This is a genomic window from Pseudomonas sp. Pseusp21, from assembly GCF_059492145.1.
On record NZ_CP168520.1, the window covers coordinates 1336814 to 1360194 of the forward strand.

Genomic DNA, 23381 nt, shown 5'->3' on the forward strand with positions numbered 1-23381 from the left:
CATGGCCAAATCCCTTCTGATTATCAGCCGTCAATCGCCGTGGTCCGGTCCCGGCGCCCGCGAAGCGCTGGACATCGTGCTGGCCGGCGGCGCCTTCGATCTGCCGATCGGTCTGCTGTTTCTCGACGACGGCGTGCTGCAACTGGCCGCCGGGCAAAACGCCAAGGCCCTGCAACAGAAAGACCTGAGCGCCAACCTGCAAGCGTTGCCGATGTTTGGCGTCGAAGAGCTGTTCTACTGCGCCGACAGCGCCAGTATTCGCGGCCTCGGCGATCGTTCGCTGGACGAGGCGCAGCCTTTGGCCGCCGAGCAAATCACCGCCCTCATTGACCGTTACGACCAGGTGATCACCCTCTGATGTCGACTTTGCATGTGTTGTCCCACTCCCCGTTCGGCGACGAACGCCTGACCAGTTGCCTGCGCCTGCTCGGTTCTGCCGATGCACTGTTGCTGTCTGGCGATGCCGTTTATGCGCTGCAGCCTGGCACCGCGCCGTTCAGTGCGCTGGAAATACGTCAGGTGAAATTGTTCGTGCTGGCCGAAGACGCGCAAGCCCGTGCCGTGCAGGTTCCGGACTGGGCCGAAGCCATCGATTATCCGGCCTTCGTCGAGCTGTCGATCCACCACGACAAGGTCAACAGCTGGCTATGAATGCGTTGACCATCGGCGCCCGCGCCATTGAACTGGACAAGGACGGCTTTCTGGTCGACCTCAACGACTGGTCGGCCGAAGTCGCCAGCGCCCTCGCCGCTGCCGAAGATATCGAACTGAGCCCGGAACACTGGGAAGTCCTCGAATTGCTGCGCAGCTTCTACGCCGAATTCCAGCTGTCACCGGCCACCCGGCCGCTGATCAAGTACACCGCACTCAAGCTCGGCGCGGAGAAAGGCAACAGCCTGCACCTGAACCGACTGTTCAAAGGCACCCCTGCCAAACTCGCCGCGAAACTGGCGGGCCTGCCCAAACCGACGAATTGCCTATGACCGACTATCCAGCGCTGACCCTCGAAACGCCCGCCGAGCATCCATTCGCCCAGTTCGTGCGCATCCTCGGCAAGGGCAAGCGCGGCGCCCGCGACCTCACCCGCGAGGAAGCCCGGCAAGCCATGGGCATGGTCCTCGACGAAGCGGTCGAAGAAACCCAGCTCGGCGCGTTCCTGATGTTGCTGCGGCACAAGGAAGAAAGCGCCGAGGAGATGGCCGGTTTCACCGAGGCCCTTCGCGAGCGCTTGCAGGCCCCGGCGCTGAACGTCGATCTGGACTGGCCGACTTACGCCGGCAAGAAGCGTCACCTGCCGTGGTATCTGTTGGCCGCCAAGTGCCTGGCGCAGAACGGCCTGCGCATTTTCATGCACGGCGGCGGCGCACACACCGCCGGGCGCTTGTACTCCGAACAATTGCTCGGTGAGCTGAACATTCCGCTGTGCCGCAACTGGCAACAGGTTGGCGCGGCGCTGGACAACGGTGGTCTGGCGTTCATGCCGCTGGTGGACTGGGCGCCGCAATTGCAACGGATGATCGACCTGCGCAACACCCTCGGCCTGCGCTCGCCGATCCACTCGCTGACGCGGATTCTCAATCCATTGGGCGCGCGTTGCGGCTTGCAGAGTATTTTCCACCCCGGCTATCAAGCGGTCCACCGCGATGCCAGCGGCCTGCTTGGCGACACGGCGATCGTGATCAAGGGCGACGGCGGCGAAATCGAGATCAACCCGGATGCCGACAGCCATTTGTACGGCACCACTGGCGGCGAGAGCTGGGACGAGGAATGGCCGCAGCTGTCGGCGCAGCGTCACGTCAAACCGGCGTCGCTGGATATCGAGCATTTGAAGGCCGTTTGGCGCGGCGATGTGGTCGACAGTTACCCGCAAATGGCGTTGATCTCGACCATGGCGTTGGCGCTGCGCGGCCTCGGCCAAAGCCGTGAACAGGCTTTTGAAACCGCGGAGCAATACTGGGCCGCGCGGGATAAATCGATTTAACCGATCATTAACGCCCGATCTTTGCGCTTTTTGTTCGAACTCATCGGAATAGACTCAACTCCAACGAATTATTGGTTTCTGGAGTCTTGATCATGGGTTTACTCGTCGACGGCCGCTGGCAGGACAAGTGGTACGAAAGCAGCAAGGACGGCGCGTTCCAGCGCGAACAGGCGCAGCGCCGCAACTGGGTCACTCGCAATGGCGAGCCGGGCCCGAGCGGTGAAGGCGGTTTTGCCGCCGAAGCCGGGCGTTATCACCTTTATGTCTCTCTCGCCTGTCCGTGGGCGCATCGCACGCTGATCCTGCGCAAGCTCAAGGGCCTGGAAAGCCTGATCGACGTTTCCGTCGTCAGCTGGCTGATGCTGGAAAACGGCTGGACCTTCGATCAGAACCTCGGTTCGACCGGCGACAAACTCGACCACTTCGATTTCATGCACCAGCGCTACACCGCCGACACCGCCGACTACACCGGCCGCGTCACCGTGCCGGTGCTGTGGGACAAGAAGCTCAAGCGCATCGTCAGCAACGAATCGGCGGAGATCATCCGCATGTTCAACAGTGCGTTCGATGACTTGACCGGCAACGATCTGGACTTCTACCCGGCACCGTTACGCAGCGAAATCGATGCGCTGAACGAGCGGATCTACCCTGCCGTGAACAACGGCGTGTATCGCGCCGGTTTTGCCACCTCGCAAAAAGCCTATGAAGAAGCGTTCGATGACGTGTTTGCCGAACTGAATCATCTGGAGCAGGTGCTGGGCGCCAACCGTTATTTGACGGGTGAATACCTGACCGAGGCGGACGTGCGGTTGTTCACCACGCTGATTCGTTTCGACGCGGTGTACCACGGGCACTTCAAATGCAATCTGCGGCGGATCAGCGATTATCCGAACCTGTCGAACTGGCTGCGTGAGATGTACCAGTGGCCGGGCGTTGCCGAGACCGTGGATTTCCAGCACATCAAGAACCACTACTACGGCAGCCACAAGACCATCAACCCGACCGGGGTTGTGCCGAAGGGGCCGGAGCAGGATTTCACTGTTGCCCATGACCGGGACCGGTTGGGCGGGAAAGGGGTTTGGCGCAGAGGTTGAGAGCAGGATCGTTCCCACCGCGTGGGAACGATCCCTTCAGAGTCGTCAGATCTGACCCTGAGCGCCCTCGAACCACGCCAGTTTCTCGCGCAGTTGCACCACTTCGCCGACGATCACCAGCGTCGGCGCATGCACTTCATGCTCCGCCACCAGACGCGGCAGGTCGGCCAGCGTGCCGGTGAAGACCCGCTGATTGACCGTGGTGCCCTGCTGGATCAGCGCGGCCGGCGTTTCGGCCGCACGACCATGTTTGATCAACTGCTCGCAGATGATCGGCAATCCCACCAACCCCATGTAGAACACCAGCGTCTGAGCCGGCGCGACGAGGTCCGACCACGGCAGATCGGTCGAACCGTCCTTCAAGTGCCCGGTGACGAAACGCACCGACTGAGCGTAGTCGCGATGAGTCAGCGGAATCCCGGCATATGCCGCGCAACCGCTGGCCGCCGTGATCCCCGGCACCACCTGAAACGGGATGCCATGGGCCGCCAGTTCCTCGATCTCTTCGCCGCCACGGCCGAAGATGAACGGATCCCCGCCCTTCAACCGCACCACACGCTTGCCGGCCTTGGCCAGATCCACCAATTGCTGGTTGATCTGATCCTGCGGCACGGCGTGATCGGCGCGACGCTTGCCAACGTAAACCCGCTCGGCATCGCGGCGGCACAGTTCAAGAATCGCCGGAGCGACCAAGCGGTCGTACAGCACCACATCGGCTTGCTGCATCAGGCGCAAGGCGCGGAAGGTCAGCAGATCCGGATCACCCGGCCCTGCGCCCACCAGATACACCTCACCGGTCGTAACCATGGCTTCGCCGTCAATCTTGGCTTGCAGCAAACGTTCGGCTTCGGCGCCCTGTCCTGCCAGTTGCCGGTCGGCGATCGGCCCCTGGAACACGTCTTCCCAAAAACCGCGACGTTGCTGCACATCGGGAAACAGGCCTTTGACCTGATCGCGAAACCGCGCGGCCAGACCGGCCAGATGGCCGTAGGTCGAGGGAATCCAGGTTTCGATCTTGGCGCGGATCAGCCGGGCCAGCACCGGCGCATCGCCGCCGCTGGAAACCGCGATGATCAGAGGTGAGCGATCGACGATTGCCGGGAAAATCACGCTGCACAGCGCCGGCGCATCGACCACATTGACCGGCACGCAACGCCGATGGGCATCGGCGGAGACCTGCGCGTTCAACGCTTCGTCGTCGGTGGCGGCAATGATCAGCCCGCAACCGTCCAGATCCGTTTCGGCGTAGCCACGCAGCAGGCATTCGCCACCGCTGGCGGCGACCAGTTCGCGCAGTTGCGCTTCGATTTCAGGTGCGACCACCCGCAGCAGCGCACCGGCATCGGCCAGCAGGCGGGACTTGCGCAAGGCAATCTCCCCCCCACCGACGACCAACACACGACTGCCGCGCAGGTTGTGAAACAGCGGCAGATATTTCATTTAGCCGATGACCTCAAGGCCACCCATGTACGGCTTCAGCACGTCCGGCACACGGATCGAACCGTCGGCCTGCTGGTAGTTTTCCAGCACGGCCACCAGGGTACGACCGACTGCCAGACCGGAACCGTTCAGGGTATGCACCAGCTCAGGCTTGCCGGTTTCCGGGTTGCGGAAACGCGCCTGCATGCGGCGGGCCTGGAAGTCGCCGCAGTTGGAGCACGACGAGATTTCACGGTACTTGTCCTGGCTCGGAATCCACACTTCCAGGTCGTAAGTCTTGACCGCACTGAAGCCCATGTCGCCGGTGCACAGCGCCAGAGTACGGTAAGGCAGCTCCAGCAGTTGCAGGACTTTCTCGGCATTGGCGGTCAGGCCTTCCAGCGCTTCCATCGACTTCGACGGCTCGACAATCTGCACCATTTCAACTTTGTCGAACTGGTGCTGACGGATCATGCCGCGAGTGTCACGACCCGACGCGCCGGCTTCGCTGCGGAAGCACGGAGTGTGGGCAACGAACTTGATCGGCAGCTGCTTCGAATCGACGATTTCACCGGCCACGATGTTGGTCAGCGACACTTCGGCGGTCGGGATCAGGTACAGATCGGCTTCACCTTCGCGAGCGATCTTGAACAGGTCTTCTTCGAACTTCGGCAGTTGACCGGTGCCTTGCAGCGCCGGGGCCTGAACCAGATAAGGCGTGTAGGCCTCTTCGTAGCCGTGCTCGGTGACGTGCAGGTTGATCATGAACTGCGCGAGTGCGCGGTGCAGACGGGCAATCGGGCCGCGCAGCAGAGCGAAACGTGCGCCGGACAGCTTGGCGGCGGTTTCGAAGTCGAGCCAGCCGAACTTCTCGCCCAGAGCCACGTGGTCCTGAACCGGGAAATCGAACGCGGTCGGCGTGCCCCAGCGGCGGACTTCGACGTTGCCGTCTTCGTCTTCGCCGACCGGTACCGATTCGTGCGGCAGGTTCGGGATGCCCAGCAGGATCGAATCCAGTTCGGCCTGGATCGCGTCCAGCTCGACTTTACCGGCGCTCAGTTCGCCCGCCATGCGCTCGACGTCCGCCATCAGCGGCGCGATATCTTCGCCGCGCTGCTTGGCCTGACCGATGGATTTGGAACGCGCGTTACGCTCAGCCTGCAGTGCTTCGGTGCGGGTCTGGACGGTCTTGCGCTGTTCTTCCAGCGCTTCGATGCGCGCGACATCCAGGGCAAAGCCACGGGAAGCCAGGCGGTCCGCTACGTCCTGGAGGTTGCTACGTAACAGTTTGGAATCGAGCATGTCGGTTTCTCGTTATCAAAGTTTGGTCAGGGACAGGCCAGCCCAGGTCGCGAGCAGCCCGCCGAATACGCTGATGGCCGCATAGCCCAGGGCCAGCGGCACTTGCCCGCTTTCCAGCAGGCGCACCGTATCCAGTGAAAAGGATGAAAAAGTCGTCAGCCCCCCTAGGAAGCCGACCATCAACCCGGCACGTACCTCGATCGGTACTTCCGGGCGTATCAAAAACAGGCCGTACAACACGCCAATCAGCAGACAGCCCACGATATTAACGGCCAGCGTCGCGGTATAGAAGTGCCGCGGCCAATTGGCGTTGACCCAATTGCCGGTGGCGAAGCGCAACAAAGTGCCGGCAATCCCGCCGACGGAGACTGCAACAATCAATGGAACCACTATTTTCTCCGCTGCCGGGGGCTTAAACGATCAAGTTGGGCGAGGTGGTTGAGCTTTTCGCCGATCTTCAATTCCAGGCCACGGGGCACCGGTTGGTAGAACGGAATCGGGTCGAGTTCTTCCGGGAAATAGTCTTCGCCGGCCGCGTAGGCGTCCGGTTCGTCGTGGGCGTAACGGTATTCGTCGCCGTAGCCCAATTGCTTCATCAATTTGGTCGGCGCATTGCGCAGGTGCAGCGGCACCTCCAGCGAGCCGTGTTCGGCGGCGGCGCGTAGCGCAGTCTTGAAGCCCATGTACACGGCGTTGCTTTTCGGCGCACAGGCCAGATAGGTGATGGCCTGCGCCACTGCCAACTCACCTTCCGGGCTGCCGAGGCGTTCCTGCACTTCCCACGCCGCCAGGCACAGGCTCAGGGCGCGAGGATCGGCATTGCCGATATCTTCGCTGGCCATGCGCACCACCCGCCGGGCGAGGTACAGCGGATCGCAGCCCCCGTCGATCATCCGCGCAAACCAGTACAGCGCGCCGTCAGGGTTCGAGCCGCGCACCGATTTGTGCAGCGCGGAAATCTGGTCGTAGAACGCTTCGCCGCCCTTGTCGAAACGCCGGCGAGTGTCGCCGAGCAGGCTTTGCAGCAGCTCGGTGCCCATCTCGCTATTGTCTTCGGCCAGGTCCGAGGCGTTTTCCAGCAGGTTCAGCAGACGCCGGCCATCGCCGTCGGCGGCGGACAGCAGCATCTGGAAGCCTTCATCACTGAGGGTCAGATGTCGCTTGCCCAGGCCACGCTCTTCAGTCAGCGCGCGGTGCACCAACTTGCGCAACGCCGCTTCGTCGAGGCTCTTGAGTACGTAGACCCGCGCCCGCGACAGCAATGCATTGTTCAGTTCGAACGAAGGGTTTTCAGTGGTGGCACCAATGAAAATCAGGGTGCCGTCTTCAACGTACGGCAGGAAGGCGTCCTGCTGAGACTTGTTGAAGCGGTGCACTTCATCGACAAACAGGATCGTGCGCTTGCCGTACTGGCCGGCCTGCTGCTTGGCGATTTCCACCGCCTGACGGATCTCCTTGACCCCGGCCAGCACCGCCGAAACCGTTTCGAAGTGCGCATCCGAAACTTCCGCCAGCAACCGCGCCAACGTGGTTTTGCCCACGCCCGGCGGGCCCCAGAAGATCATCGAATGCAGGGCACCCTGCTCCAGCGCCTCGCGCAGAGGCTTGCCGCGAGCGAGCACGTGTTCCTGACCGACGTACTCATCCAGATTGGTCGCCCGCAAACGGGCGGCCAGTGGCTGGGCAATCGGTGCACTGCGAAACAGATCCATCACGTACCGTTGAAACCTCTGTGTTTATTCCTGGATCACATCGGCACCCTTGGGGATGTCGAACTTGAACTTCGAGGCCGGGACCGCTTCGTTGGCCTTCACACCGGTAAACAGGATGTTGGTGCGCTGGCCGACGCTGTCGATCAGTTGCATGTCATTGACCAGACCGTTGCGGAACGACAGGCGCAGGCTGTCGAACAGCGTGTCCTTGGTTTTCGGCTTCAGGGTGAAGTCGATCACGCCACCGGCCTCTTTCGCGGTGATGTCAAAGCTCTGGCTGATCTTCGATACGTCGCCAGACAGCAACAGCGCCGGCGTCTGGGTCAGGCGCTCATCAAGTTTCTTGATGGTGGCCTGCTCCAGGTCCGGGTCCCACAGCGTGACTTTCTTGCCGTCGGACACCATGGTCTGCTCGGCTGGCGCATTGGTGTGCCAGTAGAACAGGCCCGGACGCTGCAGGGTCATGTCGCCGGTGGTTTCCTGCAACTGGGTGCCGCTGCCGTCGAGGGTCAACTGGGAAAAATTGGCGGTCAGGGTCTTGGATGTTTCGAGCAATTGGGTCAGGCGAGCCACATCCTTGTCATCGGCGTGAGCCGTGAGGGTGGTCAGAGCCAGTACCGGCAGCAACATGCGGATAAGACGCATGGGAGTCCTCTTGAATACTCGTGGGAAAGTGGACGGCGCTTCATGCACCGCCCATTGCATTTGGATCAGGGTATCGAATCAGTCGCGTACCGGGCCAGGGGCCAGGACTTCGCGGGAACCGTTGGTGTTCATCGACGTCACGACCCCGGCCATTTCCATGGCTTCGATCATGCGCGCGGCACGGTTGTAGCCGATCTTCAGCTTGCGCTGTACAGCGGAGATGGAGGCGCGACGGCTTTCCAGCACGAACTGCACGGCTTCGTCGTACAGCGCGTCGGCTTCCGGATCGTCGCCGTCACCGCCGCCGCTGCTGCCTTCGAAACCACTGCCCGCCTCTTCGACACCGTTGAGGATGTCGTCGTTGTATTCCGGCGCGCCGCGCAGTTTCCAGGCTTCAACCACCCGGTGAACTTCATCGTCGGACACGAAGGCGCCGTGAACCCGGATCGGCAGGCTGGTGCCCGGCGGCATGTAGAGCATGTCACCGTGGCCGAGCAGTTGCTCGGCGCCGCCCTGGTCGATGATGGTCCGGGAGTCGATCTTGCTCGATACCTGGAACGCCATCCGCGTCGGGATGTTCGCCTTGATCAGACCGGTGATCACGTCCACCGATGGCCGCTGGGTCGCAAGAATCAGGTGGATACCGGCCGCACGCGCCTTCTGGGCGATACGGGCGATCAATTCTTCTACCTTCTTGCCGACGATCATCATCATGTCGGCGAATTCGTCCACGACTACGACGATGGTTGGCAGCTTCTGCAACAGCGGCGCTTCGTCGTGGATGCTTTCGCGTTTGTACAGGGGATCGCTCAGCGGCTCGCCGGCGTCCTGGGCTTCCTTGACCTTGGCGTTGAAGCCGGACAGGTTTCGCACGCCCATCTTCGCCATCAGCTTGTAGCGACGTTCCATCTCGGCCACGCTCCAGCGCAGGGCGTTGGCGGCGTCTTTCATGTCGGTCACGACCGGGCACAACAGGTGCGGGATGCCTTCGTAGATCGACAGCTCGAGCATTTTCGGGTCGATCATGATCAGCTTGGCGTCGTCCGGGCCGGACTTGAACAGGATCGACAGGATCATCGCGTTCACGCCCACCGACTTACCGGAACCGGTGGTACCGGCCACCAGCAGGTGCGGCATCTTCGCCAGGTCAGTGATGACTGGCTTGCCGCCGATATCGTGGCCCAGGGCCAGGGTGACCGGCGATTTGAAGTTGTCGTACTCAGGGGTCGACAGCACTTCAGAGAAGCGCACGATCTGCCGGTCTTCGTTGGGAATTTCGATGCCGACCGTGGTCTTGCCCGGAATCACTTCCACCACCCGCACACTGGTCACGGCCAGCGAACGTGCAAGGTCTTTCGCCAGGTTGGCGATACGGCTGACCTTCACGCCCGCAGCAGGCTGGATTTCGTAACGGGTAATGACCGGGCCCGGATGGATCGAATCCACGGTGACTTCGACGCCGAATTCCTTGAGTTTGATCTCCAGCAAATGGCCGACCGCCGCCAGGGATTCGGGCGAATAGTTGAGTTGTTTCTTTTCCGCAGGATCGAGAATCGAGATCGGTGGCAAGGTGCCTTCCACGGCACTGTCGACGAACAACGGCACCTGCTTCTCTTTCTGCACGCGCTTGCTTGGCTCCGGCGCCTTGACCGGGGCCGGGGCGATGACCGGCGGCACCTGTTTCTCACGCTCGGACATGTGCTTGCTCAGGGCCTGCTCGCGCTCGATCAGACGTTCCTTGACCTTGGCCTGTTCGCGTTTGTCGGTGACCGTCGGTGCAACCACGTCATGCACGCGATCGTCGACTTCACGCAGCTGCGCGACCAGTTGCTTGCGCTCGGTACGAGCCGACCACCAGCGGTTTAGCGCGCCCTGGAACAGTTCGAACAGGTCAAGCGTGATCTTGCCAGTGATGTCCATCACCTTGAACCACGACAGGTCGGTGAACACCGTCAGGCCGAACAGGAACAGCGCGATAAACAGCAACGTGCTGCCCTGAATGTTCAGGGCGTTGCGGGCCAGGTCACCGAGGCTTTCACCCAGCGCACCACCCGCGCCGGCCGGCAATCCGGTGGCTGCATGGAAATGAATGTGCGCCAGCGCAGCGCCGGACAACACCAGAAACACCAGACCGATCAGGCGCCAGGAAAACAGCCAGCCGCTCCACTGCCACGGCTCGTGACGCTGACGGAAGATCTGATACGCCTTGATCGCCAGCAGCAACGGGAATATGTACGCGAAGTAACCCAGCACCATGAACAGGATGTCGGCGCTGTAGGAACCGGCAGGGCCGCCGAAGTTCTGCACGTCGTCGATCTTGCTGTTGTGGCTCCAGCCCGGATCGTCCTTGCCGTAAGTCAGCAAGGCCATCATCAGGAACAGGCACAAGGCGCCGATGGCGATCAATGCACCTTCCTTGAGCCGGTAGTGCAACTGTTGACGCCAGAGCGGAACGACTGTTTTTGGTGCTTCCGTGGATTTCTTCAAAACGCTTCTTTTCCTGCGCCAGAGGCGCGTCCATCTATTGAATGACGATAAAAAACTGCCCAATCCAGGCAGGTAAAAAAATTGACGGGCGCAACGGAGACTACTTTTAACACTGCGCCCCGCCTTTTATAAACACGGCACGCGGCGAATATTCTGTAACAGCCCGGCATTGTACGGGTTTGCGCGTTCGATGCCATGCTTCCAGGTCTCTGGTTCAAGCATAGCCAAACGCACAACACCCGGCGTTCAATTTGAGCATGCATTGTCTTTTGTGACAAAGGCTTATGAGGTGTATTTGATGAACGTAGCGAAGCATTCGCGCCTCATCTCCCCTGAGTGCCACACATTGGCATCAGCAACCTTGCCCGCACCGGTGCAACGCCCGATTACGACCGCATCCGGATGCTCAAGTTGCAGCTACGCAAAAGCCGCACTGCAACGGAGGACATCCGCGTCATTTCCCGGCACACTTTACCGCGAGCCCACTGCCCACCGCCCTCCCCTTCTGCAAGCCTGGACGCCATGCTGACTTGGTTACAACGCAACTCACTGACTTTCCCGCCACTGGAAAAGGCCATGCGCGATCCCAACGGATTGCTGGCGGCCGGCGGGGACCTGTCCGCCGATCGCCTGATCCAGGCCTATCGCCACGGCTGTTTTCCGTGGTTTTCCGAGGGTCAGCCGATTCTCTGGTGGTCGCCGGATCCGCGCACCGTGCTTTTTCCCGACGAACTGCACGTCTCGCGCAGCCTCGGCAAATTGATGCGCAAACAGCGTTATCAAGTGACCTTCGATCAGGATTTCGACGCCGTGATCCGCGCCTGCGCCGCCCCCAGGGAATACGCCGATGGCACCTGGATCACCGAGGCTATGCAGAACGCCTATATCGAACTGCATCGGCGCGGCTTTGCCCACTCGGTGGAAGTCTGGGATCAGGGCGAACTGGTCGGAGGCCTGTATGGCCTGGCGATGGGGCAACTGTTCTTCGGTGAGTCGATGTTCAGCCGTGCGGACAATGCTTCCAAGTACGGCTTTGCCACGCTGGTGCAACATCTTAAGGAAGCGGGCTTCGTGCTGATCGACTGCCAGATGCCGACCGATCACCTGCACAGCCTTGGCGCCCGGGCCATTTCACGGCAGACATTCGCCGACTATCTGGCCCGGCACCTCGATCAACCCAATCATGCGACCTGGGTTTGCTGAGCGACTTTTGCGCGCGTGGCTTACACTTAATTCACCAGCTTACCCTTGAGGGTTGATCATGACCGAGTTGGCGCGTTTGAAGTTTTATGCCACTCAGCCTCACTCTTGCAGTTATCTGCCCGAGGAACAGGCGACGACCCTGTTTCTCGATCCGAGCCAGCCCATGGATGTGCATGTCTACGCAGATCTGTCAGAAATGGGCTTTCGTCGCAGCGGCGATCATCTTTACCGCCCGCATTGCCAGAACTGCAATGCCTGCGTGCCTGCGCGCATTCCTGTGGCGCAGTTCAACCCCAACCGCCAACAAAAACGCATTTTCAAGCGCAACATCGATTTGCAGGTACGTCCGGTCAAGCCGGCGTTCAGCGAAGAATATTTCGATCTCTATCAGCGCTACATCGAACAGCGCCACGCCGACGGCGACATGTATCCGCCCAGCCGCGATCAATTCTCGACTTTTCTGGTACGCGACCTGCCCTTCTCACGCTTCTACGAGTTCCGGCTCGACGGACGGTTACTTGCAGTCGCCGTCACCGACCTGCTGCCCAACGGCCTGTCCGCGGTCTACACCTTTTACGAGCCGCAGGAAGAACGCCGCAGCCTGGGGCGCTACGCCATCCTCTGGCAAATCGCCGAAGCCCAGCGCCTGGGGCTTGAGGCGGTGTACCTGGGCTACTGGATCAAAAACTGCAAAAAGATGAACTACAAGACCCAATATCGGCCCATTGAACTGCTCATTAATCAGCGCTGGGTCATCCTGAACTGAATGCAAACCCTAAACCCCTTGGCGTAAACCCCATTTTTCGGGCACAATGCACGCCGCTTTTGCCTGGCGCAGTTGCACCGGGCCATTCATTGGATACCGAGGGCTTTACTGCATGTCGAAAGAAGACAGCTTCGAAATGGAAGGCACTGTCGTCGACACCCTGCCCAACACCATGTTTCGTGTGGAGTTGGAAAATGGGCACGTCGTAACCGCGCATATTTCCGGCAAGATGCGCAAGAACTACATTCGTATTCTTACCGGTGACAAAGTGCGCGTCGAGCTGACGCCCTATGACTTGAGCAAAGGGCGTATTACTTACCGCGCTCGCTAATCAAGTCAATACAAGACGCCCGGCTTAATGCCGGGCGTTTTTGTTTGTCTGGGATTTGGTGTTTTGGGTTTGTGCTTGAGTTTTGGGGGTATATCCGTTGCTGCGGTAACGGCTTCTCAGGGTTCCGCCCTTACGGCGGGTCACTTTTTCCAAACGCCGAAAAAGTAACCAAAAAGGCTGAGCCCCGGCGTACGGCACTTCGCTTAGGCTCAGTGTTCCCTCGCTACGGTGTCCATCAGGGGGCATCGCCTACGGTTTGCTTCGCTGCACCTCCTCTCGATGTATGCGGCTTCGCCGCACGGCGCTACGCGCCTACCCCCTGATGGACACCTACGCTCGGCCTGCCGAAGGGGCAAAAAATCAAAAGCCAAAGCCAGATCAAGAGCCCCCACTCCTCACCACGCAACACGATGAGCGTTAGCTCGAGTACCGCTTTTGATCGCAGGGCCCGTCGGCAGGCTGAGTGGAGGGATTGATCCGGGGGTGGGAGCGCAGCGACCGTGCGGCGCAGCCGCATGCATCGAGAGGAGGTGCAGCGAAGCAAACCGTAGGCGATGCCCCCGGATCAATCCCGGAGCGAAGGAACCCGAGCCACAGCGAGGGCCGTACGTCAGGGTAAAGCCTTTTTGGTTACTTTTTCGGCGTTTGGAAAAAGTGACCCGCCGTAAGGGCGGAACCCTAAGAAGCCGTTACCGCAGCAACGGATATACAAACAAAACCCGAGGAAACACCCAAAACAAAAAAAGGCGCCCGAAGGCGCCTTTTCGCTTTACAGCCAAGCCAGCCGTCAAGCCATTTCTGCAGTGGTCTCGAAGTCAAACGTCAACTCACCATCCTTGATGTCGATGTGAACCACACCGCCATGCTCGGCCAGCTCGCCAAACAGAATCTCCTCCGCCAGCGGACGCTTGATCTTGTCCTGGATCAGACGCGCCATCGGACGAGCGCCCATGGCCGAATCGTAACCACCGGCCGCCAGCCAGCTGCGCGCCGCATCGGTAACTTCCAGAAGCACACGCTTGTCTTCCAGCTGCGCCTGAAGTTCGGTGAGGAACTTGTCCACCACGCTCTTGATAACCTCATGACTGAGGCGACCAAACTGAATGATGGTATCCAGACGGTTGCGGAATTCCGGCGTGAAGCTCTTCTTGATCACTTCCATCGCATCGGACGAGTGGTCCTGATGGGTGAAACCGATCGAAGCACGTGCCGCTGTTTCAGCACCGGCGTTGGTGGTCATGATCACGATCACGTTGCGGAAGTCCGCCTTGCGCCCGTTGTTGTCGGTCAGCGTGCCGTGATCCATCACCTGCAGCAGCAGGTTGAAGACCTCCGGATGCGCCTTCTCGATTTCATCGAGCAGCAATACGCAATGCGGTTGTTTGGTGATCGCTTCGGTCAACAGACCGCCCTGGTCGAAACCGACGTACCCCGGAGGTGCACCGATCAAACGCGATACGGTGTGGCGCTCCATGTACTCGGACATGTCGAAGCGCACCAGTTCGATCCCCAACGCCTTGGCCAATTGACGCGCGGCTTCGGTTTTACCGACACCGGTCGGCCCTGCGAACAGGAACGAACCGACAGGCTTGTCAGGCGACTTGAGGCCGGCACGGGACAATTTGATCGCAGTCGACAGCGAATCGATCGCCGCGTCCTGACCAAACACCGTCAGCTTCAGGTCACGCTCCAGATTACGCAGCAGTTCCTTGTCGGAGCTGGTGACGTGCTTCGGCGGAATCCGCGCGATCTTCGCCACGATGTCCTCGACTTCAGGGACTTCGATGCGTTTCACGCGCTTCTCGACCGGTTGCAGACGCTGGTAGGCGCCCGCCTCGTCGATCACGTCGATAGCCTTGTCCGGCATGTGCCGGTCATTGATGTAGCGCGAAGCCAGTTCCGCAGCGGCGCGCAGCGACTCATCGCTGTATTCGATGTTGTGGTGCTGTTCGAAACGCCCTTTCAGACCGCGCAGGATACCGATGGTGTCTTCCACCGACGGCTCGACAACATCGACCTTCTGGAAGCGACGCGCCAGGGCGCGGTCTTTTTCGAAGATGCCACGGAATTCCTGGAACGTGGTCGAACCGATGCAGCGAATGTCGCCAGACGACAGCAGCGGCTTGAGCAGGTTCGAGGCATCCATGACGCCACCGGACGCAGCACCCGCACCGATGATGGTGTGGATTTCGTCGATGAACAGGATCGCCTGCGGACGTTTTTTCAGTTCGTTGAGCAGCGCCTTGAAGCGCTTCTCGAAATCACCGCGATACTTGGTGCCCGCGAGCAGAGCGCCCAGATCGAGGGAGTAAACGACGCTGTTGGCCAGCAGGTCCGGCACCTGGTTGTCGACAATGCGCTTGGCCAGGCCCTCGGCGATCGCGGTTTTACCCACGCCCGCCTCGCCGACCAGCAGCGGATTGTTCTTGCGACGACGCGCCAGAATCTGCGCGACACGCTCGACTTCCGTTTCACGCCCGACCAGCGGATCGATCCGGCCCTGGCGTGCAAGTTCGTTGAGATTGCTGGCATAAGCGTCCAGCGGATTGCCTGAAGAAGAAGACTCACCGCCCTCATCGTCCTGCATATCTTGTTCACCTTCAGAGTGATCGCCATGCCCCGGCACTTTGGAAATGCCGTGAGCGATATAGTTGACGACATCAATGCGTGCAACGCTCTGCTGTTTCAGCAGGAACACCGCCTGACTCTCTTGCTCACTGAAGATTGCAACCAGCACGTTGGCGCCGGTTACTTCGCGTTTGCCCGAGCTCTGCACATGAAAGACAGCACGTTGCAGTACACGCTGGAAGCCCAGGGTTGGCTGGGTTTCGCGATCCTCGTCGTGGACGGGGATCAATGGCGTGGTGGAGTCGATGAACTCCTGCAGGTCGTGCTTGAGTTTGTCGAGGTTTGCGCCGCAGGCACGCAATACGGTGGCGGCAGCCTCATTGTCCAATAGGGCCAGCAGCAGGTGTTCGACGGTCATGAACTCATGACGTTTCGAACGTGCCTCCTTGAAGGCAAGATTGAGGGTGACTTCGAGCTCGCGGTTTAACATAGCTTCACCTCATACCCAAGTGGTCGGCGATTAACCGTCCTTCTCGATTTCACAGAGTAGCGGATGCTGGCTTTCCCTGGCGTACTGGTTGACCTGCATGGCCTTTGTCTCGGCGATGTCGCGGGTAAACACTCCACATACTGCCCGCCCTTCTGTATGGACGGCCAGCATGACCTTGGTCGCCAGCTCGCGATTCAGGTTAAAAAACACCTCGAGCACTTCGACGACGAAATCCATCGGTGTGTAGTCATCATTGAACAAAACCACCTTGTACATCGGCGGCGCCTGTAACGCAGGCTTTGCTTCCTGAACAGCAACGCCTGCCGAATCGTCGTCGTGCTCCTGTGGAAGATCCTTTTGGAGAAGCGGGCGATCCTGATTGAATGTTAGTCGAATCTGGCTGATTGCATGCATGGAAAGAAAGGTTCGTCAGTTGTGCAAATACAGTGGTGGGGGCGGCTTGACACGTTTTCAACTCCGACTGCCCGGTCACCTTGACTATCGGGAAAACGGTGTTACAACCAATAGAACCCACAGTGGGGAAAAAAGATCCGCGGAGTCAATCTTTTTAACGGATTCGACTGCGGATGAATTGGATGATACTCCAGCGATGGAGACTGTTGCAGAGGGATTTGAGCATGGCTGTCGGCAAGGTGAAATGGTTCAACAATGCCAAGGGGTTCGGTTTCATCAACACCGACGCCCGCGAAGGGAAGGACGAAGACGGCAAGGAGATCGATTTCTTTGCCCACTATTCCGCCATTGAAATGGACGGATACAAAACCCTCAAAGCCGGGCAAATCGTCAAATTCGAGATCGTGCAAGGGCCCAAAGGCCTGCACGCCACAAAAATTCAGAATGTCGAAGCCGCAAAAGATGCCGCCTCGGCCGCTGCTCGGCACCAGTCAGTGACCAGCTGAAGCGACCCGGACACCTGCCGGAAAACAAACCGCCCGGCTCGATCACTCGAGCCGGGCGGTTTCGTTGCAGCTGGCTTTCTTACATGTGCTTGATCAGCGCTTCACCGAAGCCCGAAGAAGACACCAGCGTGGCGCCTTCCATCAGACGTTCGAAGTCGTAGGTCACGGTCTTGGCCTTGATGGCGCCATTGGTGCCCTTGATGATCAGGTCGGCCGCCTCGGTCCAGCCCAGGTGGCGCAGCATCATCTCCGCCGACAGGATCACCGAGCCCGGGTTGACCTGGTCCTTGCCGGCATATTTCGGCGCGGTACCGTGGGTCGCCTCGAACATGGCCACGGTGTCGGACAGGTTGGCACCCGGCGCGATACCGATACCGCCCACTTCCGCCGCCAGGGCATCGGACAGGTAGTCACCGTTGAGGTTAAGGGTAGCGATCACATCGTACTCGGCCGGACGCAGCAGGATCTGCTGGAGCATGGCGTCGGCGATGGCGTCCTTGACGACGACTTCGCGGCCGGTTTTCGGGTTCTTGAATTTCATCCACGGGCCGCCATCGAGCAGCTCGGCGCCGAATTCTTCCTTCGCCACCTCATAGCCCCAGTCCTTGAAGGCACCTTCGGTGAATTTCATGATGTTGCCCTTGTGCACGATGGTCAGCGACTTGCGGTCATTGTCCACCACGTATTGCAGGGCCTTGCGCACCAGACGCTTGGTGCCTTCTTTCGAAACAGGCTTGATGCCGATACCGCAATCCTGGTCGAAACGGATCTTGGTGACGCCCATTTCTTCTTTCAGGAATTTGATGACCTTGGTGGCCTCAGGGGAGCCGGCCTTCCATTCGATACCGGCATAAATGTCTTCGGAGTTCTCGCGGAAGATCACCATATCGACGTCGCCGGGCTTTTTCACCGGACTCGGCACGCCTTCGAACCACACCACAGGGCGCAGGCAGACATAGAGATCGAGTTGTTGACGCAGGGCCACGTTGAGGGAGCGGATGCCGCCACCGACCGGAGTGGTCAGCGGGCCCTTGATGGAAACCACGTAATCCTTGACCGCGTCCAGGGTTTCCTGGGGCAGCCAGGTGTCCTGGTCATAAACCTGAGTTGCTTTTTCGCCAGCATAAACCTCCATCCAGGAAATCTTGCGCTTGCCCCCGTAGGCTTTTTCTACGGCAGCATCAACCACTTTGATCATCACAGGGCTGACGTCGACGCCAATGCCGTCACCTTCGATGAAGGGAATGATCGGGTTATCGGGGACATTGAGAGAATGGTCTGCGTTGACGGTGATTTTGTCGCCGACGGCTGGAACCTGAATCTTCTTGTAACCCATGCTGAACTCCATTGTTTGGATTGAACATCTGGCTTGGTTCGAGCGTAACCCAGTTAAATCAACACGCAAACCCTCTGTTCCGGGCGCGACCACATCTCGGTTCGTACAAGCCTGAAAGCAAAGGGAAAAGCGCCAATCTCAAGCATTCACGGCGACTCTACGCCCCACCCCGGCCTGCGACCTTTAGACCAATGGACGAGAATCGTTGCACATGAACCATCGGCAGATTGCCAGCTACCTATGTATAATGCCGCCCGCTGACCACAGGGTCACGACGGCTGGCCTCTCTAGCACGAGACTTTCCGCCTGATTGGTCGGGTTGTTACCGCAGTCCGACTGCTTGACGCTCTACTGATGCACCCAACATCACCGCGAAGATTCTCGACATTCGGTTCATGGATGACTTTGAACGAACGCGCTTACCCGGCGCCCCTCGAGTTTCTGCGCACGCTTTAGCAAAGAAGAGAGAGTTAATCCGAATATGCCCACCCGCTCGAAGATCATCTATACCTTCACCGACGAAGCTCCAGCCCTCGCCACCTATTCCCTGCTGCCGATCATCGAGGCTTACACCGCCTCGGCCGATATCGCCGTGGAAACCCGCGATATCTCTCTTGCAGCGCGTATTCTGGCCAGCTTCCCCGAGCAACTGGGCGACAAAGCCGTAGCCGACCACCTCGCCGAACTGGGCGACCTGGCCGTTACGCCTGAAGCCAACATCATCAAGCTGCCGAACATCAGCGCCTCGGTTCCGCAACTGCAAGCCGCGATCAAAGAACTGCAAGCCCAGGGCTACAACCTGCCGGACTACCCGGAAACCGTGACCAGCGACGCCGACAAAGATGCCAAGGCGCGTTACGACAAGGTCAAGGGCAGCGCCGTGAACCCGGTCCTGCGTGAAGGCAACTCCGACCGTCGCGCGCCGCTGTCGGTCAAGAACTACGCTCGCAAGCACCCGCACAAAATGGGCGCCTGGGCCAAGGACTCCAAGTCCCACGTCGCTCACATGAGCACCGGCGATTTCTACGGCAGCGAAAAAGCGGCCCTGATCGACGCCGCTGACACCGTGAAAATCGAGCTGGTCGCCCAAGACGGCACCACCACTGTCCTGAAAGAAAAAACCACCGTTCAGGCGGGCGAGATCCTCGACTGCTCCGTGATGAGCAAAAAGGCCCTGCGCGCGTTCATCGCCGCTGAAATCGACAGCGCCAAGCAACAAGGCGTGCTGCTGTCGGTTCACCTGAAAGCCACCATGATGAAGGTCTCCGACCCGATCATGTTCGGCCAGATCGTTGCCGAGTTCTACAAGGACGCCCTGACCAAGCACGCCGACGTGCTGGCCGAAATCGGCTTCAACCTGAACAACGGCATCGGCGACCTGTACGCCCGCATCAAATCCCTGCCGGCCGAGCAGCAAGCCCAGATCGAAGCTGACGTGCAGGCGGTCTACGCCGTTCGTCCGTCGCTGGCGATGGTCAACTCCGACAAAGGCATCACCAACCTGCACGTGCCGAGCGACGTTATCGTCGACGCCTCGATGCCGGCCATGATCCGTGACTCCGGCAAGATGTGGGGCACCGACGGTCAGCTGCACGACACCAAGGCTGTGATCCCGGATCGCTGCTACGCCACCATCTACCAGGCCGTGATCGAAGATTGCAAAGCCAATGGCGCTTTCGATCCGACCACTATGGGCAGCGTGCCAAACGTTGGCCTGATGGCGAAAAAGGCTGAAGAATACGGCTCCCACGACAAGACCTTCCAGATCAAGGCCGACGGCGTGGTTCGCGTGACCGACAGCAAAGGCACCCTGCTGATGGAACAGGCTGTTGAAGCCGGCGACATCTTCCGCATGTGCCAGACCAAGGACGCGCCGATCCAGGACTGGGTCAAACTGGCCGTCAACCGCGCTCGCGCAAGCAGCACCCCGGCCATTTTCTGGCTGGACCCGATGCGCGCCCACGACGGCGTGGTGATCGAGAAGGTTCAGGCTTACCTGAAGGATCACGACACCACCGGTCTGGACATCCAGATCATGGCGCCGGTCGACGCCATGAAATACACCCTGCAGCGCACCCGCGAAGGCAAGGACACCATTTCGGTGACCGGCAACGTACTGCGTGACTACCTGACCGACCTGTTCCCGATCATGGAACTGGGCACCAGCGCCAAGATGCTGTCGATCGTGCCGCTGATGAACGGCGGTGGCCTGTTCGAAACCGGCGCCGGCGGTTCGGCTCCGAAGCACGTGCAGCAACTGGTCGAAGAGAACTTCCTGCGCTGGGATTCGCTGGGTGAATTCCTGGCCCTGGCCGCTTCTCTCGAGCACCTGGGTGTGAACTACAACAACCCGAAAGCGCTGGTACTGTCCAAGACTCTGGACCAGGCCACCGGCCAGTTCCTCGACAACAACAAGTCGCCATCGCGCAAAGTCGGCAACATCGACAACCGCGGCAGCCACTTCTACCTGGCAATGTACTGGGCACAAGCCCTGGCCGCCCAGACTGAAGACGCTGCACTGCAAGCGCAGTTCGCGACTCTGGCCAAGACCCTGACCGAGAACGAAGCGACCATCGTCGCCGAGCTCAACGCCGTTCAGGGCAAGCCAGTGGACATCGGTGGTTACTACCACGCCGATGCCGAGCTGATCAGCAAGGCCATGCGCCCAAGCGCAACCCTCAACGCGGCCATCGCTGCGCTGGTATAAGGTTGTAAAGGGAACATCACAAACCCCGGCCATGCGCCGGGGTTTGTGTTTCTGCCTTTCGCCCAGGAGATTCAATCAATGCAATGGCTCCCCCACATCACCGTCGCCACTATCGTCGAGGACAACGGTCGTTTCCTGATGGTCGAGGAACACAAGGCCGGGCGAAACGTGCTCAATCAGCCTGCCGGCCATCTGGATCCGGACGAAACCCTGATCGAAGCCGCCGTACGCGAAACCCTCGAAGAAACCGGCTGGGACGTCGAACCCACCGCAGTGGTCGGCATTTATCTGTACACCGCCCCAAGTAACGGCGTGACTTACCAGCGCGTATGCTTCAGCGCCAAAGCCGTGAAACATCACCCGGATTATCAGCTGGACGACGGCATCGTCGGCGCCAAGTGGCTGACCCGCGACGAATTATTGGCCCAGCGCGATAATTGGCGCAGCGAGCTGATCATCCGCTGCATCGACGATTATCTGGCCGGCAATCGCTTCGGCCTCGAACTGATCCGCCCTTCCCTTTAGCCTTGAGGCCGTGAGCCTGATAGAATCGCGTCCTTTTTCAAGACACTCATTGAATCCCTATGCGTGATCCAGCCCCTTCTGACACATCCAAGAAGCGCGTCATTGTCGGCATGTCCGGCGGCGTGGACTCTTCCGTTTCCGCTCTCCTGCTGATCGAGCAGGGCTATGAAGTGGAAGGCCTGTTCATGAAGAACTGGGAAGAAGACGACGGAACGGAATACTGCACCGCCATGGACGACCTGGCGGATGCCCAGGCCGTGTGCGACAAGATCGGTATCAAGCTGCACACCGCCAACTTCGCCGCCGAGTACTGGGACAATGTGTTCGAGCACTTCCTGGCCGAATACAAGGCCGGCCGCACGCCGAACCCGGACATCCTGTGCAACCGCGAGATCAAGTTCAAGGCGTTCCTCGACTACGCCATGATGCTCGGCGCCGACCTGATCGCTACCGGTCACTACGTGCGCCGCCGCGACATCGATGGCCGCACCGAACTGCTCAAGGGCCTGGATCCGAACAAGGATCAGAGCTACTTCCTGCACGCCGTCGGCGGCGAACAGATCGCCAAGACCCTGTTCCCGGTCGGCGAGCTGGAAAAGCCGGAAGTCCGCGCAATTGCCGAGAAATACGAGCTGGCAACCGCCAAGAAGAAGGATTCCACCGGGATCTGCTTCATCGGCGAGCGTCGCTTCAGCGATTTCCTCAAGCAATACCTGCCGGCACAACCGGGCGAGATCAAGACCACCGAAGGCGAAGTCATCGGCCGCCACCACGGCTTGATGTACCACACCATCGGCCAGCGTCAGGGCCTGGGCATCGGCGGTTTGAAAGACGCCGGCGACGAGCCGTGGTACGTGCTGCGCAAGGACCTGGACACCAACGAGCTGATCGTCGGCCAGGGCAACAACCATCCGTGGCTGTTCTCCAGCGCCCTGCTCGCTTCGGAAATCTATTGGGTCAACCCGATCGATCTGAGCCAGCCATTGCGCCTGACCGCCAAGGTTCGTTATCGCCAGAGCGATCAGGCCTGCACCCTGGAAAAAACCGCGACCGGCTATCGTGCCGTGTTCGACGAGCCGCAACGCGCGGTCACGCCGGGCCAGTCAGTGGTGTTCTATGACGGTGAAATCTGCCTCGGTGGCGGCGTGATCGAAGTCGCCGAGCCGTGGAGCGGCCAGGCATGAGCCCGACTCAGGAGCAATTGACCGCTCTGGGCGGCGTGTTTCTCGCCGCCGTGCTGGTCGACCGCATCGCCAAGACCGGCCAGACCAACGAGGCCGGCCTGAGCTGCATGCTCGGCAGCCTGCTGGTTCGCGACCCGAAAGACACCCTGGATGTTTACGGCGGCGACGACATCAACCTGCGCGAGGGTTACCGCGCACTGATCGGCGCCCTCGAGCGCGACCCGAGCACCTTGCAGCGCGAACCGCTGCGCTACGCGCTGTCGATGCTCGGCCTTGAGCGACAACTGGCCAAGCGCAACGACATGCTCGACGTGATCGGCAAGCGCTTGCCGCAGATCCAGTCGCAGGTCGAGCATTTCGGCCCGGCCCACGAAAACGTGATCGCGGCCTGCGGTGCGCTGTATCAGGACACCCTGAGCACGCTGCGCCAACGCATTCAGGTGCATGGCGACATGCGCAATCTGCAGCAGCCGAGCAATGCCTCGAAGATCCGCGCCCTGCTGCTCGCCGGCATTCGCTCGGCACGCCTGTGGCGCCAGCTCGGCGGTCACCGCTGGCAGCTGGTCGTCAGCCGACGCAAATTGCTCAAAGAGCTGTATCCGTTGATGCGCAGCGAGTAAATCGCCGCGCAATAAAAGCTTTGTAGTCTGTAACGCGTAATACGCCGGTCAGTTGGCGACGGACCGGCGGATTTTTTCATGTATGATACGC

22 protein-coding genes are annotated in these 23381 nt (G+C 60.1%); 13 read left to right on the forward strand and 9 right to left on the reverse strand.

What is annotated here, in order from left to right:
• The first annotated feature begins 1 nt into the window (after window position 1).
• From tusC to ACEN93_RS05965, 5 genes are all read left to right on the forward strand, one after another.
• A complete protein-coding gene (gene tusC, locus ACEN93_RS05945) occupies window positions 2–358 on the forward strand; it encodes a sulfurtransferase complex subunit TusC (RefSeq protein ID WP_085667539.1) in 357 nt (118 codons plus the stop codon).
• Entirely contained in the window at window positions 358–651 is a 294-nt protein-coding gene (gene tusB / locus ACEN93_RS05950; RefSeq protein WP_039767396.1) for a sulfurtransferase complex subunit TusB, read from the forward strand. Before tusC ends, tusB begins: the two co-directional genes overlap by 1 nt.
• Window positions 648–983, forward strand: a complete 336-nt coding sequence (locus ACEN93_RS05955) for a TusE/DsrC/DsvC family sulfur relay protein (RefSeq protein ID WP_039767398.1) — start codon at window positions 648–650, stop codon at window positions 981–983. The genes tusB and ACEN93_RS05955 overlap by 4 nt, the downstream gene beginning before the upstream one ends.
• Window positions 980–1981 (forward strand): glycosyl transferase family protein, encoded by a 1002-nt coding sequence (locus ACEN93_RS05960; protein WP_495611182.1) that lies wholly within the window; start codon window positions 980–982, stop codon window positions 1979–1981. Before ACEN93_RS05955 ends, ACEN93_RS05960 begins: the two co-directional genes overlap by 4 nt.
• A gap of 92 nt (window positions 1982–2073) precedes the next feature.
• A complete protein-coding gene (locus ACEN93_RS05965; RefSeq protein WP_495611183.1) occupies window positions 2074–3075 on the forward strand; it encodes a glutathione S-transferase family protein in 1002 nt (333 codons plus the stop codon).
• A gap of 45 nt (window positions 3076–3120) precedes the next feature.
• On the opposite strand, the gene cysG is transcribed toward ACEN93_RS05965, so the two are convergent.
• From cysG to ACEN93_RS05995, 6 genes are all read right to left on the reverse strand, one after another.
• A complete protein-coding gene (gene cysG, locus ACEN93_RS05970) occupies window positions 3121–4515 on the reverse strand; it encodes a siroheme synthase CysG (RefSeq protein ID WP_210709782.1) in 1395 nt (464 codons plus the stop codon).
• Window positions 4516–5796 (reverse strand): serine--tRNA ligase, encoded by a 1281-nt coding sequence (serS, locus tag ACEN93_RS05975; protein ID WP_495611184.1) that lies wholly within the window; start codon window positions 5794–5796, stop codon window positions 4516–4518.
• Between the two features lie 15 nt (window positions 5797–5811).
• Window positions 5812–6186 carry a fluoride efflux transporter CrcB gene (crcB, locus tag ACEN93_RS05980; RefSeq protein ID WP_007958188.1) on the reverse strand — a complete coding sequence of 125 codons (375 nt, stop codon included), beginning with the start codon at window positions 6184–6186 and terminating at the stop codon, window positions 5812–5814.
• A complete protein-coding gene (locus tag ACEN93_RS05985; RefSeq protein WP_007958186.1) occupies window positions 6186–7508 on the reverse strand; it encodes a replication-associated recombination protein A in 1323 nt (440 codons plus the stop codon). The genes crcB and ACEN93_RS05985 overlap by 1 nt, the downstream gene beginning before the upstream one ends.
• Before the next feature lie 24 nt (window positions 7509–7532).
• Window positions 7533–8153, reverse strand: coding sequence for an outer membrane lipoprotein periplasmic chaperone LolA (gene lolA / locus ACEN93_RS05990; RefSeq protein WP_011334944.1), 621 nt, complete (start codon window positions 8151–8153; stop codon window positions 7533–7535).
• 78 nt (window positions 8154–8231) lie between these two features.
• Entirely contained in the window at window positions 8232–10640 is a 2409-nt protein-coding gene (locus tag ACEN93_RS05995) for a DNA translocase FtsK (protein ID WP_011334945.1), read from the reverse strand.
• A gap of 522 nt (window positions 10641–11162) precedes the next feature.
• On the opposite strand from ACEN93_RS05995, the gene aat reads away from it, so the two are divergent.
• From aat to infA, 3 genes are all read left to right on the forward strand, one after another.
• Complete coding sequence (gene aat, locus ACEN93_RS06000) at window positions 11163–11843, forward strand: leucyl/phenylalanyl-tRNA--protein transferase (RefSeq protein ID WP_085667537.1); 681 nt, start codon at window positions 11163–11165, stop codon at window positions 11841–11843.
• A 58-nt stretch (window positions 11844–11901) separates the two neighbouring features.
• On the forward strand, window positions 11902–12609 hold the full coding sequence (locus tag ACEN93_RS06005) for an arginyltransferase (protein WP_007958178.1): 708 nt from the start codon (window positions 11902–11904) through the stop codon (window positions 12607–12609).
• A 112-nt stretch (window positions 12610–12721) separates the two neighbouring features.
• On the forward strand, window positions 12722–12940 hold the full coding sequence (gene infA, locus ACEN93_RS06010) for a translation initiation factor IF-1 (protein WP_002553999.1): 219 nt from the start codon (window positions 12722–12724) through the stop codon (window positions 12938–12940).
• A gap of 787 nt (window positions 12941–13727) precedes the next feature.
• On the opposite strand, the gene clpA is transcribed toward infA, so the two are convergent.
• Window positions 13728–15998 (reverse strand): ATP-dependent Clp protease ATP-binding subunit ClpA, encoded by a 2271-nt coding sequence (gene clpA / locus ACEN93_RS06015; protein WP_007951436.1) that lies wholly within the window; start codon window positions 15996–15998, stop codon window positions 13728–13730.
• 30 nt (window positions 15999–16028) lie between these two features.
• Complete coding sequence (gene clpS / locus ACEN93_RS06020; protein WP_011334948.1) at window positions 16029–16412, reverse strand: ATP-dependent Clp protease adapter ClpS; 384 nt, start codon at window positions 16410–16412, stop codon at window positions 16029–16031.
• Window positions 16413–16636: 224 nt separating this feature from the next.
• Between clpS and ACEN93_RS06025 the strand changes: the two genes are divergently transcribed.
• A complete protein-coding gene (locus ACEN93_RS06025) occupies window positions 16637–16918 on the forward strand; it encodes a cold shock domain-containing protein (protein ID WP_039767406.1) in 282 nt (93 codons plus the stop codon).
• A 79-nt stretch (window positions 16919–16997) separates the two neighbouring features.
• On the opposite strand, the gene icd is transcribed toward ACEN93_RS06025, so the two are convergent.
• A complete protein-coding gene (icd, locus tag ACEN93_RS06030; RefSeq protein WP_007951441.1) occupies window positions 16998–18254 on the reverse strand; it encodes an NADP-dependent isocitrate dehydrogenase in 1257 nt (418 codons plus the stop codon).
• A 481-nt stretch (window positions 18255–18735) separates the two neighbouring features.
• Here icd and ACEN93_RS06035 point away from each other — a divergent pair, with 481 nt between their 5' ends.
• From ACEN93_RS06035 to hflD, 4 genes are all read left to right on the forward strand, one after another.
• Entirely contained in the window at window positions 18736–20961 is a 2226-nt protein-coding gene (locus ACEN93_RS06035; RefSeq protein WP_085667536.1) for an NADP-dependent isocitrate dehydrogenase, read from the forward strand.
• Between the two features lie 78 nt (window positions 20962–21039).
• Window positions 21040–21486 carry an NUDIX hydrolase gene (locus ACEN93_RS06040; RefSeq protein ID WP_007951445.1) on the forward strand — a complete coding sequence of 149 codons (447 nt, stop codon included), beginning with the start codon at window positions 21040–21042 and terminating at the stop codon, window positions 21484–21486.
• A 59-nt stretch (window positions 21487–21545) separates the two neighbouring features.
• Window positions 21546–22670 (forward strand): tRNA 2-thiouridine(34) synthase MnmA, encoded by a 1125-nt coding sequence (gene mnmA / locus ACEN93_RS06045; protein WP_007951446.1) that lies wholly within the window; start codon window positions 21546–21548, stop codon window positions 22668–22670.
• Entirely contained in the window at window positions 22667–23290 is a 624-nt protein-coding gene (gene hflD, locus ACEN93_RS06050; protein ID WP_039767411.1) for a high frequency lysogenization protein HflD, read from the forward strand. Before mnmA ends, hflD begins: the two co-directional genes overlap by 4 nt.
• Window positions 23291–23381 lie beyond the last annotated feature (91 nt).